This is a genomic window from Cupriavidus sp. 05T313, assembly GCF_056396665.1.
The window spans coordinates 1-12825 of the sequence record NZ_JBFTLX010000311.1; the positions used below are offsets into that span (position 1 = coordinate 1).

The 12825-nt window shown below is 64.3% G+C and carries 8 protein-coding genes and 2 pseudogenes; 2 read left to right on the forward strand and 8 right to left on the reverse strand.

The features are described 5' to 3' along the window. Together AC1DKD_RS37010 and AC1DKD_RS37015 are read right to left on the reverse strand one after the other, a co-directional pair. Nucleotides 1–307, reverse strand: a 307-nt coding sequence (locus AC1DKD_RS37010; RefSeq protein ID WP_477144413.1) for a biotin/lipoyl-containing protein, incomplete at its 3' end; no start/stop codon positions are given. A gap of 97 nt (nucleotides 308–404) precedes the next feature. Next, on the reverse strand, nucleotides 405–3260 hold the full coding sequence (locus tag AC1DKD_RS37015) for a 2-oxoglutarate dehydrogenase E1 component (protein ID WP_477144412.1): 2856 nt from the start codon (nucleotides 3258–3260) through the stop codon (nucleotides 405–407). A 429-nt stretch (nucleotides 3261–3689) separates the two neighbouring features. Between AC1DKD_RS37015 and AC1DKD_RS37020 the strand changes: the two genes are divergently transcribed. Further along, entirely contained in the window at nucleotides 3690–5348 is a 1659-nt protein-coding gene (locus AC1DKD_RS37020) for a SulP family inorganic anion transporter (RefSeq protein WP_441632162.1), read from the forward strand. 27 nt (nucleotides 5349–5375) lie between these two features. On the opposite strand, the gene ugpQ is transcribed toward AC1DKD_RS37020, so the two are convergent. From ugpQ to ugpB, 5 genes and pseudogenes are all read right to left on the reverse strand, one after another. Beyond that, nucleotides 5376–6122, reverse strand: coding sequence for a glycerophosphodiester phosphodiesterase (ugpQ, locus tag AC1DKD_RS37025; RefSeq protein WP_441632160.1), 747 nt, complete (start codon nucleotides 6120–6122; stop codon nucleotides 5376–5378). Nucleotide 6123: 1 nt separating this feature from the next. After that, complete coding sequence (locus AC1DKD_RS37030) at nucleotides 6124–7227, reverse strand: sn-glycerol-3-phosphate import ATP-binding protein UgpC (protein WP_035867003.1); 1104 nt, start codon at nucleotides 7225–7227, stop codon at nucleotides 6124–6126. Nucleotides 7228–7295: 68 nt separating this feature from the next. After that, nucleotides 7296–7875: pseudogene (locus tag AC1DKD_RS37035) on the reverse strand (ABC transporter permease). A 16-nt stretch (nucleotides 7876–7891) separates the two neighbouring features. Further along, nucleotides 7892–8773, reverse strand: coding sequence for a sn-glycerol-3-phosphate ABC transporter permease UgpA (gene ugpA / locus AC1DKD_RS37040; protein ID WP_276291302.1), 882 nt, complete (start codon nucleotides 8771–8773; stop codon nucleotides 7892–7894). 157 nt (nucleotides 8774–8930) lie between these two features. After that, a pseudogene (gene ugpB / locus AC1DKD_RS37045) lies at nucleotides 8931–10184 on the reverse strand (sn-glycerol-3-phosphate ABC transporter substrate-binding protein UgpB); the annotation flags it as partial. Between the two features lie 175 nt (nucleotides 10185–10359). Between ugpB and AC1DKD_RS37050 the strand changes: the two are divergent. After that, nucleotides 10360–11151 carry an HAD-IIB family hydrolase gene (locus AC1DKD_RS37050; RefSeq protein ID WP_441632155.1) on the forward strand — a complete coding sequence of 264 codons (792 nt, stop codon included), beginning with the start codon at nucleotides 10360–10362 and terminating at the stop codon, nucleotides 11149–11151. Between the two features lie 100 nt (nucleotides 11152–11251). On the opposite strand, the gene ntrC is transcribed toward AC1DKD_RS37050, so the two are convergent. Next, complete coding sequence (gene ntrC, locus AC1DKD_RS37055; RefSeq protein ID WP_441632153.1) at nucleotides 11252–12796, reverse strand: nitrogen regulation protein NR(I); 1545 nt, start codon at nucleotides 12794–12796, stop codon at nucleotides 11252–11254. Nucleotides 12797–12825: the final 29 nt, after the last annotated feature.

A 12825-nucleotide genomic window follows, 5' to 3' on the forward strand; every position in this document is an offset into this window, starting at 1 on the left:
GTGCGGCAGCGGCAGCAGCGGCGGGCGCCGGTGCGGCAGCAGCCGGTGCGGCGGCGCCAGCGGTGGCTTCGGTGTCGATCTTGGCGATCACTTCGTCGGCGACCACGGTGTCGCCATCGTTGCGGATGATTTGCGACAGCACGCCGGCCGACGGGGCGGGCACTTCGAGCACGACTTTGTCGGTCTCGATTTCAATCAGGATTTCGTCTTGGGCAACCGCTTCGCCCGGCTTCTTCTTCCAGTTCAGCATGGTTGCTTCTGCAACCGATTCAGAGAGTTGCGGAACCTTGACGTCAACAATAGCCATGGTTGGAATTTCCTTGATGTATTCGTTTTTGCTTAAGGCAGGTGGCAAAAAACATGGCGGTGCGCGCTCTTCGCGCGCGCCGCCATGCTGGCCACGATCATTTGGTCAGGACAAAGCCCTTGAGCTTGGAGAACGCCGCATCCAGCAGCGCCTTTTGTTGCTCGTTGTGCTTGGCGTAGTAGCCCACCGCCGGCGATGCCGAGGCGGGACGACCTGCGTAACCGAGCTTCTGGCCTTCCGCCATGTTTTCCATGATGAAATGCTGGACGAAGAACCAGGCACCCTGGTTCTGCGGCTCGTCCTGGCACCACACGATTTCGTTGGCGTTCGGGTACTTCTTCAGCTCGGCTGCCACTGCCTTGTGCGGGAACGGATACAGCTGTTCCATGCGGATGACGGCCGTGTCGGTAGCGCCGCGTTCCTTGCGGGTGTTGACCAGGTCGWAGTAGACCTTGCCCGAGCACATGATSACGCGCTTGACCTTGCTGGCGTTCAGTTCTTCGTGATCGGGGATGACCGTCTCGAAGTGACCCTTGGCCAGGTCGGACAGTGGCGAGACCGCATCCTTGTTACGCAGCAGCGACTTCGGCGTCATGATCACCAGCGGCTTGCGGAACAGACGGATCATCTGGCGGCGCAGCAGGTGGAAGATCTGGGCCGGCGTGGTCGGCTGGCAGACCTGCATGTTGTGGTCCGCGCACAGCTGCAGGAAGCGCTCGATGCGCGCCGAGCTGTGTTCCGGACCCTGGCCTTCATAGCCGTGCGGCAGCATCAGGGTCAGGCCCGAGGCGCGGCCCCACTTCACTTCGCCGGAGGAGATGAACTGGTCGATCACCACCTGGGCGCCGTTGACGAAGTCGCCGAACTGGGCTTCCCAGATCACCAGCGCGTTCGGCTCGGCCGTGGAGAAGCCATATTCGAAGCCGAGCACGGCCTCTTCCGACAGCACCGAGTCGATCACCGTGAACGGTGCCTGGTTTTCCGACACGTTCTGCAGCGGCACGTAGCTGCCGGCATCCCAGCGCTCGCGGTTCTGGTCATGCAGGACCGAGTGGCGGTGCGTGAACGTACCGCGGCCTGCATCCTGGCCGGTGATGCGCACCGGGTAGCCCGAAGCCACCAGCGACGCGAAGGCCAGGTGCTCGCCCATGCCCCAGTCGAGCGCCTGGTCGCCGCGGCCCATGTTGGCGCGATCCTTGACAACCTTCTCGACCAGCGGGTGCAACTTGAGGTGCTCGGGGATGGCGGTAATGCGTTCGGCCAGGCGCTTGAGCTCGGTCACCGGCACGGCGGTGTCGGCGGCGTCGGTCCACTTGCGGTTCAGGAACGGCATCCAGTCCACGGCGAACTTGTTCTTGAAGTTCGACAGGACGGGGTCGACCGTGTGCTTGCCCGCATCCATGGCGGCGCGGTATTCCTTGACCAGTTGATCGCCGAAGTCAGCGGGCACCAGGTTTTGCGCAGCCAGCTTGTCAGCGTACAGCTTGCGCGTGCCCGGGTGCTGGGCGATCTTCTTGTACATCAGCGGCTGGGTAACGGCCGGGGTGTCCTGCTCGTTGTGGCCCAGCTTGCGGAAGCAGATGATGTCGACCACGACATCCTTCTTGAATTCCATGCGGAATTCCACCGCCAGCTGCATGGCGAACACCACGGCTTCGGCATCGTCGCCGTTCACGTGCAGCACCGGTGCCTCGATCATCTTGACGACGTCGGTGCAATACAGCGTGGAGCGCGAGTCGCGCGGGTCCGAGGTGGTGAAGCCGATCTGGTTGTTGATCACGATGTGCATCGTGCCGCCCGTGCCGTAGCCGCGGGTCTGAGCCAGGTTCAGCGTTTCCATCACCACGCCCTGGCCTGCGAAGGCCGCGTCGCCGTGCACTTGCACCGGCAGCACTTCCGCATGGCCTGCGGGTTCGCCGCGGCGTTCCTGGCGGGCCTTGACCGAGCCTTCCACGACCGGGTTGACGATTTCCAGGTGGGAAGGATTGAAGGCGAGCGACAGGTGGATCGGGCCGCCTTCGGTGGAGACGTCGCTGGAGAAGCCCTTGTGGTACTTCACGTCGCCGGCCGGCAGGTCGTCGACGTGCTTGCCCTCGAATTCGGCGAACAGGTCAGCCGGCATCTTGCCCAGCGTATTGACCAGCACGTTCAGGCGGCCGCGGTGGGCCATGCCGATGACGATTTCCTGCACGCCCTTGCTGCCGCTGTGCTGGATCAGTTCGTCCATGGCGGCGATGAAGCTTTCACCGCCTTCGAGCGAGAAGCGCTTCTGGCCAACGTACTTGGTGTGGAGGAAACGCTCCAGGCCTTCGGCCGCCGTGAGGCGGTCGAGGATATGCTTTTTCTTCTCGAGCGTGAACACCGGCTTGGAACGCGTGGTTTCCAGACGCTCTTGCCACCAGCGCTTTTGCGCCTGGTCGCTGATGTACATGAACTCGGCGCCGATGCTGCTGCAATAGGTTTCGCGCAGGTTGTTGAGCAGCTCGCGCAGGCTCATCGATTCCTTGCCGAAATACGTATTGCTGGCGTTGAAGACGATATCGAGATCGCTTTCCGAGAAGCCGTAGAAGGCCGGATCGAGATCCGGCAGGGGCGGACGTTCCTGGCGCTTGAGCGGATCCAGGTCAGCCCAGTGCGAACCGATGTTGCGGTAAGCGGCGATCAGCTGCGTGGCAGCGACGCGCTTGCGCCCCATATCGGAGTCGGCCGAAGCAACAATTGTCTTGATCGGGCCCGCCTTGGCGCGCTCTGCGAACGAGGCGACGATGGGAGCGTGGGGGATATCGCGGGCGTTGGAGCCATCGACAGCCGGCACGTTCTGCATCGCGTCGAAGTACGCGCGCCAGTTATCGGGAACCGAGGAGGGATTTTCGAGGTAGGCCTCGTACAGCTCTTCTACATAGGGGGCATTGCCGCCGAAGAGGTACGAATTGCTCTGATACTGCTGCATCATGGGGCGCTCACTATTATCCGGGAATGCCGGAATAAAGCGGGTTTATCAACCTTCCGCGACACGGCTTGACCGGTTAGCGGATTGCAAACAACTCTTTAGGGGCAGCAACCGAAACATATTCATGCATCATTATGCAAACGGCACCACAGCGGGTGCCGAACTGTTCAGTCGCCCTGAAAGGGTCAGTTGTGCGTGGAAGGACCTAAGTCTTCACTCGCATAAGGATAGCACGTTTGACACATAAGCCGGGGGAATTTTGCCTCACGGCCCTTTTGCGGGCGTGCCACGTTGCGTAGAGGCCAATGCACGCAGCCAGCAAGGCAGCAGGGCCTGCCGGTTCGATAGCATGGACAGGAAACCAAAACCAATGGAGCGCTCGGTGTATTTCTCGAAATATCTACGCCAATCCGGCGCGAACGGCAGCCAATAATGCCAGCTCCCACCATCAACGCCGCCGCACCGAGCGCCGGCCCCGCCACATGGCGGGCAGACCTGGTGGCCGGGCTAGCCATCGCCGGTCTGTTGCTCCCCGAAGCCGTGGCCTATTCCGGTATTGCCGGACTGCCGCCGCAAGCCGGCGTGATCGCGCTCTTCGCCGGCCTGTTGGTCTACGGCGTGCTTGGCAGCAGCCGCTTTGCCATTGTCTCGGCCACGTCATCGTCGGCAGCGGTGCTGCTGGCTGCCACCACCGCTGCGGCAGAAGGTGACATGGGACTGCGCATCGCGCTTGGCACCGCGGTCATCCTGCTGGCGGGGGTGTTGTTCCTGCTGGCGTCGCTGGCGCGCCTGGGGGCGATTTCCAGCCTGATCGCCAAGCCCGTGCTGCGCGGCTTTGCATTGGGGCTGGCGCTGACCATCGTGCTTAAGCAATGCCCGAAGATCCTGGACATTCATCCGGCGCATGGCGACTTCCTGCGCCTGGCCTGGGAACTGCTCGCCGGATGGCGCCACTGGAACCTGGCAGGCGCGGCGGTGGCCCTGGTGGCGCTGGCGCTGCTGCACGTGTTCGCGCGCTGGCGCGCCATGCCGGGCGCGCTGCTGGTCATCGCCGCCGGCATCGTGCTCGATCTCAGCGGCTGGACCCAGGCGCACGGCGTGGCGGCCGTCGGCAACATCGCCTTGCAGTTCTCGGCGCCGCGGGTGCCGGAACTGACCCCGACCGACTGGATGCGAGTGGGCGAGCTGGCGGCCGCGCTGGCGCTGATCCTCTACGCCGAAAGCTACGGCTCGATCCGCACCTTTGCCATGCGCCATGGCGATATCGTCTCCCCAAACCGCGACCTAGCGGCACTGGGGCTAGCCAATCTCGCCTCGGGGCTGTTCCAGGGCATGCCGGTGGGTGCGGGTTTTTCCGCCACCTCGGCCAACGAAGCGGCCGGCGCGCAAAGCCGCCGCGCCGGCCTGGTTGCCGGCACGGTGGTCTTTGCCGCTGTGTGCACGCTGCTCCCCTGGATCTCGCACACGCCGGAGCCGGTACTCGCGGCCATCGTGATCCGCGCGGTCGGGCATAGCCTCAATCCGGGCAGCCTCAAGCCGTATTTCGACTGGCGGCGCGACCGGCTGGTCGCGCTGACCGCCTTTGCCGGCGTGCTGTTGCTGGGTGTGCTGCATGGGCTGCTGCTGGCGATCGGGGTCAGCCTGGCGATGCTGCTRCAACGCTTGTCGCGCCCGCAGGTTACGTGGCTGGGCCGCTGGGCCGATAGCCACGACTTCGTCGACATGGCGCGCCACCCCGAGGCCACCGCGCCCAAGGGACTGCTGATCGCGCGCCCGGAAGTCCCGCTGTTCTTCGGCAATATCGATAGCGTGCTTGGCACCGTGCGCCAGGCACTGGCGCACGAGCACCCCCAGTATGGCCTGGTGCTAAGCCTCGAAGAATCGTCGGATCTCGACGGCACCGTCCTGGAAGCCCTGGGCGAACTGGCGGTGTTTGCGAAGGCACACGGCATACCGCTGCGGCTCGCGCGGGTCAAGGACGAGGTGCGCGACCTGCTGGCCCACGCGCGCAACCCGGCCCTGCCCGAAGAAATGTGGCGCGGCTGGAGCGTGGACGACGCGGTCCGCGACGCGCTGGCGCAACCTGCATGAACAGGCGATGCGCCCGCGCCTGGCGGACTAGCCCTGGCGCGGCGCGATCAGGTCGACCGCGTCGGTAATCAGCGCGTCGAGCCCCCAGCCAAGCAGTTCAGTCGCGCGCTCCGGGTCATTGACCGTATAGCAGGCCACCCTGAAGCCGGCCGCATGGGCGGCCCGGATGACCTCGGCACTGAGTTCGCGATGATTGGCATCGAGCGCCACGCAGTCCAGACGGCGCAGCCGCTCCAGCCAGTCGGGTGGCAGCTTGTCGAGCAGCAGCGCGCGCGGCAGGCCCGGCGCGGCCCGACGGGCCGCCTCCAGCGACTCTTCCGAGAACGACGACAACAGCGGCTGGGTGTCGCTGCCAGCCCACAGCGCCTGGGCATCGAGGGCCACGGCGGCGCCGGTACGCCATTCCGCGCCCGGCACCGGCTTGATCTCGATATTGACCATGAACCCGTTGGCGCGCGTATAGCGGGCAATCGCCGCCAGCGTGGGAACCGGCTCCCCGGCATAGGCCGGGCTATGCCAGCTGCCCGCGTCCAGCATGGCAATCTCACCCAGGGTCAGCGCATCGGCGCGACCCTGGCCGTTGGTGGTGCGGTCGAGCGTAGCGTCGTGCAGCAACACCGGCCGCCCGTCGCCCGACAGCTTCACATCGAACTCGAACATGCGATAGCCGAACGACGCGCCGTGGCGGAAGGCCGCCAGGGTGTTCTCGGGCGCCAGCTTGCCGGCGCCCCGGTGGGCGATATGGCGCGGATAGGGCCAGGCGGCTTGGGTCATGTCAGGCCTCGATGCGTTTGCCCGAATCGGCGTCGAAGAAGTGCAGGTGCTCGGCCGTGGCCGTAATCGGCAGGCGATCGCCGCCGCGCACCGGCATGTTGCTGTCCAGCCGCACCACGACCGGCTGGCCACCCAGCGTGCCGTAGGCAAAGGAATCGGCACCCAGCGCTTCCACCAGACGAACCTCGATTTCGGCAATCGCATCGTGCGCCGCGCACGGCTCGATATGCTCGGGACGCAGGCCAAGCAGCGCGCGCTGAGGCAGGTGCAGGCCCATCGGCAGGTGGCCGAGGGTGGCGGCTTGCCCTTGGGCGCCCTCCTTCTGCTCCACACGCATCTGCGCCTCGCCCTGCCCGCCATTGGTCCGCGCAACCGGCACGAGGTTCATCGGCGGCGAGCCGATGAAGCTGGCGACGAACGTGCTGGCGGGGCGCGCATAGACTTCCAGCGGCGTGCCGATCTGTTCCACGCGCCCGCCGTTGAGCACCATCATGCGGTCGGCCAGCGTCATGGCCTCGACCTGGTCGTGCGTCACATACATGCTGGTGGTACGCAGGCGCCGATGCAGTTCCTTCAGTTCCAGGCGCATCTGCACCCGCAGCTTGGCGTCGAGGTTGGAYAGSGGTTCGTCGAACAGGAACACGGCAGGCTCGCGCACGATCGCGCGGCCCATGGCCACGCGCTGGCGCTGGCCGCCCGACAAGGCGCGCGGCTTGCGCTCCAGCAGCGGCGCCAGCTCGAGAATGCCCGCGGCATGCTTGACGCGCTGCTCGATCTCGCTCTTTGCCATGCCACGTATCTTCAAGCCATAAGCCATGTTGTCGTACACGCTCATATGCGGATAGAGCGCGTAGTTCTGGAACACCATGGCGATGTCCCGCTCGGCGGGTTCGAGGTTATTGACGATCTTCTCGCCAATATGCACCTCCCCGCCACTGATGGCTTCAAGCCCGGCCACCATGCGCAACAGCGTGGATTTGCCGCAGCCCGACGGGCCGACAATGACGATGAACTCGCCATCGTTGATTTCCATATCGATGCCGTGCACAACCTTGACGTTGCCGGCGTAGGTCTTCTGTACGTTGCGAAGCGACAGTTTTGCCATTGCTATTCTTTCTCGCTGGGCAAGCGTGGCGGGCGCGCCAACCAGTGGGCACACMCCGCCCCGCCCGCTTATTTTTCGGTTTCGACCAGGCCCTTGACGAACCACTTCTGCATCAGCACCACCACGATCGCGGGCGGCACCATGGCCAGCATCACGGTGGCCATCACCAGGTTCCAGTCGGTGGCTGCGTCTCCGGAGCGGGAGATCATCAAAGTAGCTATCCAGCATGCCCAGGTCCGACACTACCTTGTAGGTCGGCAGGATCCGCACTTCCACCGGCAGCATCAGCGTGATGAAGATCATCCAGAAGAAGGTCTTGCGCAGCGGGAACTTGAAGTACACCACCGCGAAGGCCGAGATGATCGAAATCGCGATCTTGCCCAGCGAAATGCCCAGCGCCATGATCAGGCTGTTGAACATCATGCTGGAGACGGGGGAAGCGGACTCGCCCACGCCCCTGAACAGTACGGTGCGATAGTTCTCGAAGAAATGGCCGCCGGGGATCAGCGTCATCGGTGCGTCAAGCACCTGCTCCGCCGTCAGCGTGGAGGCCACGAAGGTGATATAGACCGGAAACGCCACTACCAGGATGCCGAGGATCAGCACCGCATGCGTGAGGAAATCCAGAAAGGGTCGTCGTTCTACCATGTTTGCGCCCGCCTGATCAGTATTGAACCTTGCGTTCCACGTAGCGGAACTGCACCACCGTGAGCGCGATCACGATCACCATCAGCACCACCGACTGCGCTGCCGAGCCACCGATGTCCATGCCGCGGAAACCGTCGTGGAACACCTTGTAGACCAGCGTGTTGGTGGAGTTGAACGGACCACCGTGCGTCACCGAGTCGATGATGGCGAAGGTATCGAAGAACGCGTACACCACGTTGATCACCATCAGGAAGAAGGTGGTCGGCGACAGCAGCGGAAAGATGATCGACCAGAAACGGCGCCACGGCCCCGCGCCGTCGATGGCGGCAGCCTCGATCAGCGACTTTGGAATGCTCTGCAGGCCCGCCAGGAAGAACAGGAAGTTGTAGCTGATCTGTTTCCACGCCGCCACCAGGATCACCAGGGTGAGAGCCTGCTGTCCGTTGAGCAGGAAGTTCCAGTCCATGCCCAGCGCGCGCAGCGCGTACGACACCACGCCCAGGCTGGGGTTGAACAGGAACATCCACAGCACGCCCGCCACTGCCGGCGCCACGGCATAGGGCCAGATCAGCAGCATCTTGTAGGCCATCGCGCCACGCAGCACGCGGTCGGCGAAATACGCCAGCACGAGCGCGAAGGAGAGCCCCACCAGCGTGACGCCCACGGCGAATACGCCGGTAATGCGGAAGGACTCCAGGTAGAGCGGATCATTCCACAGCGTGCGGAAGTTCTCCAGCCCGACAAAGTCCAGGTTGATGCCGAACGCGTCCTGCTGCAGCACGGACTGGTACAGGGCCTGGCCCGCGGGCCAGAAGAAGAAGATGAGCGTGATGGCGATCTGCGGAAAAACCAGCAGATAAGGCAGCCATCGCGATCGGAAGACAACCCGTTTTTCCATGGGCAATTGTCCAACGGATGCCGCGCGAAGCGGCATCAAACCAGATCACAGCGCGAGTCCGCGAAGCGGCGCGCCAACCAATCGGCGCATTGGCCGGGACGCACCCTTGCGGGAACGCCCCGGCCAATGCGCCGGGCCAACAAAAACGGGCGGGGTAGAGGGCTTCCTGGGGCTGCTTCTTGCCTGCCCAGACCGCTTCGAGTTCCTCGTCAACCACGGTACGGATCTGCACCAGGTTGCCGAGGCGCACGCCGCGCGACTTGTCGGTGGTTTTGACCACCATCTGCTCCACGGACACGTCGGCGCCCGGGTTCTTGTCATAGTAGCCGGACTTCTTGGTCAGCTCGTAGGCCGCCATGGTGACCGGCAGGTAGCCGGTAGCCTGGTGCCAGTCGGACTGGATTTCCGGACGCGACAGGTAGGTGAAGAACTTGGCCACGCCCTTGTACTCCTCGGCCTTCTTGCCGCCCATCACCCACAGCGAAGCGCCGCCGATGATGGTGTTCTGCGGGGCGCCCGGCACGTCCGCGTAGTACGGCAGCTGCGATACGCCGAAGGCGAACTTGGCATTCTTGCGGATATTGGCCAGCGAAGCCGACGAACCGGTGAACATCGCGCATTCGCCGTTATAGAACTTGGCCTGCGATTCCGACTTGCGCCCGCCGTAGCTGAAGTAGCCCTTCTTCACCATTTCCTGCAGGTTGGCGATGTGCTTGACATGCAGCGGGCTGTTGAAGACCAGGCGCGCATCGGTGCCGCCGAAGCCGTTGTTCTTGGTGGCGAACAGCGTGTTGTGCCAGGCCGAGAAGCTCTCCAGGTGCACCCAGCCCTGCCAGTCGGTGGTGTACGCGCACTGGCCGCCGGAGGCCTTGATCTTGGCCGAGTACTGCATCACTTCGGGCCAGGTCTTGGGCGGCTTGCTGGCGTCCAGGCCGGCCTTCTTGAAGGCGTCCTTGTTGTAATAGAAGACCGTGGTCGAACTATTGAACGGGAAGGACAGCATCTCGCCCTTGGACGAGGTGTAGTAGCCGGCGACGGCGGGGATGTAGATCTTCTGGTCGAATTTCTCCCCCGCATCCTTCATCACGGTGGATACCGGCTTGATGGCCCCCTTGGCGCTCATCATGGTCGCGGTGCCCACTTCGAAGACCTGCAGGATGGCAGGCTGCGTACCGGCGCGGAAGGCGGCGATGCCCGCTGCCATGGTCTCGTCGTAGTTGCCTTTATTGACCGGCACGATCTTGTAGTCGGACTGGCTGGCGTTGAACTTGTCGGCGATCTCGTTCACCTTGTCATTCAGCGCGCCCTGCATGGCATGCCACCATTGGATCTCCACAGCGGCGTGGGCGGTCCCGGCCCCGGCCAGCGCGGCAAAGGCCGCAATCTTCAGCACGGTACGTTGGAAGGTCATCGACAGCTCCTAGTTTTGTTTTCTCAGTACGGACAAAAATCGTCCGACTGTATGCAGTTTTTGTGACAGCCGGATGTTACCCCGCCGTGTCGGATTGGAAAACCGGGCATTTCTACTAAATTACAATAATATGACAACGATTTATCGACAGCTTGACAGGGTAAAATCTTGCGCTATGCAAGCCATCCACACCCTTCCCGCTCCGGCGCTGCGCCGCGTTCGCGGCGTACTGACCGATATCGACGGCACCATCACCACCGACGGCAGGCTGCCGGCGGCCACCTACCTTGCGCTGGACCAGCTCAAGCGAGCCGGCCTCCATGTCATCCCGGTGACCGGCCGCTGCATTGCCTGGGCCGAGATCCTGACCCGGCTCTGGCCAGTGGACGCCATCATTGGCGAAAACGGTGCCTTTTACTCCCACCTGCGCGCGGGGAAGCTCGTGACCCGCTACCTGGACGACTCCGCTACCCGGGCCGATAACCTGGCGCGCATCCATGCCCTGGGCGCACGCATCGTGCAAGAGGTGCCGGGCTGCGCGCTGGCCTCCGACCAGGCCTGGCACGCCGCCGACCTGGCCATCGACCATGCCGAGGACGTGGCGCCACTACCCCCGGCAGCGGTCGACCGCGTTGTCAGCCTGATGCGCGAAGCCGGCATGACCGCTACCGTCAGTTCGATCCATGTCAATGGATGGTTCGGGGAGCACGACAAGCTGAGCATGAGCCAGTTGTGCGCTGCGGAATTGCTGGGCGCCGACCTCGATGCCGAACGCGACGAGTGGCTGTTTATCGGCGACTCGGCCAACGATGCGAGCATGTTCGCCCATTTCCCCTTGTCGGTCGGGGTCGCCAATATCCGCGACATCCTGCCGCAACTGCCGGCCAAGCCCGCCTACATTACCGAGGCGGCTTGCGGCGAGGGTTTTGCCGAGATGGCAGCGTTGCTGCTGGCCGCGCGCGACTGAGCGCGGCGACGAAAGGCGACGGCGGCAAGCCACCATCAAAAAAAACAGCCGGGACAAGCCCGGCTGTTTTTTTGTGCCCCGCAGCAACCCACTACCTGCTTCAATCGAAGCCCAGTTCCTGCAGCTTGCGGGTAATGGTGTTGCGGCCGATGCCCAGGCGGGTTGCCGCCTCGACACGGCGCCCACGCGTCACGCCCAGGGCCGCCTCCAGCACCGCCTTCTCGAAGCGCCGCGTGAGCGCATCCATCACCTCCGGCTGGCCAGACTCCAGCATGGCGCGGGCCTCCCCTGCCAGCAGGTGCTCCCAGCCGGCAATCGCGCTCGCGGCAGCAGTGCGGTTCGCGTAGGCCTGCGCGGAATCGGCCTCCGCGCCCATGCCGGCAGGCGCGGCGCCATAGTCGACGGCGTCGTGGCCCTCGGCGTCGTCCGCCCTGCCCTCGGCGCGTGGCTCCGCCATGCGCGGCACACCGGCATGGCTGCCCTGCGGCGTGCCCGTGCCGATCATCTCGCGCGGCATGTCCTTGACCTCGATGGTCTGCGCCGGCGCCATCACGGTCAGCCAGTTGCACAGGTTCTCGAGCTGGCGGACGTTGCCGGGGAATGGCAGCGTGCTGACATAGACCAGGGCCTCGTCCGACATGCGCTTGGGCTCGACGCCTAGTTCCTTGGCGCTCTTCTGCAGGAAATGACGGGCCAGCAGCGTAATGTCTTCCGGCCGCTCGCGCAGCGGTGGCAGGCGCAGCCGGATCACGTTGAGGCGGTGGAACAARTCCTCRCGGAACAGCCCTTCCTTGACGCGCGTTTCCAGGTTCTGGTGGGTGGCGGCAATCACGCGCACATTGGCGCGCAGCGGATTGTGCCCCCCCACGCGGTAGAAGTTGCCATCCGACAGCACACGCAGCAGGCGCGTTTGCAGGTCGAACGGCATATCGCCGATTTCGTCGAGGAACAGCGTGCCGCCCTCGGCCTGCTCGAAGCGGCCGCGGCGCATGGTCTGCGCGCCGGTGAAGGCGCCGCGCTCATGGCCGAACAATTCCGACTCGAGCAGATCCTTGGGGATGGCCGCGGTATTGAGCGCGATAAAGGGCCCATTGGCGCGCGGGCTGTGCTTGTGCAGCGCCTGCGCCACCAGTTCCTTGCCGGTGCCGGACTCACCGGTGATCAGCACCGTCACGTTCGACTGCGACAGGCGGCCGATGGCGCGGAACACATCCTGCATGGCCGGCGCCTGCCCGAGAATCTCGGGCGCGTCGACCAGGCGGTCTTCCAGCTCCTCCTCGCGCAGGCTTTCCTGCAGCGCGCGGCGGATCAGCTCGACCGCCTTGTCGACGTCGAACGGCTTGGCCAGATACTCGAAGGCCCCGCCCTGGAAAGCGGCTACCGCGCTGTCCAGGTCGGAGTAGGCCGTCATCACGATGACGGGCAGCCCCGGGTGCCGGGCCTTGAGCGCTTGCAGCAAATCCAGGCCCGAGCCTCCCGGCATGCGGATGTCGGAGATCAGGACTTGCGGCTCGTCATCTTCCAGCGCGGCCAGTACGTCGCGCACGTTGGTGAAGCTGCGCGAAAGCAGGCTTTCACGGGCGAGGGCCTTTTCCAGGACCCAGCGGATTGATTGATCGTCGTCGACTATCCAGATCGGCTTCATGTGCGTCGCTTGTCTGCTCGGTGTCATTT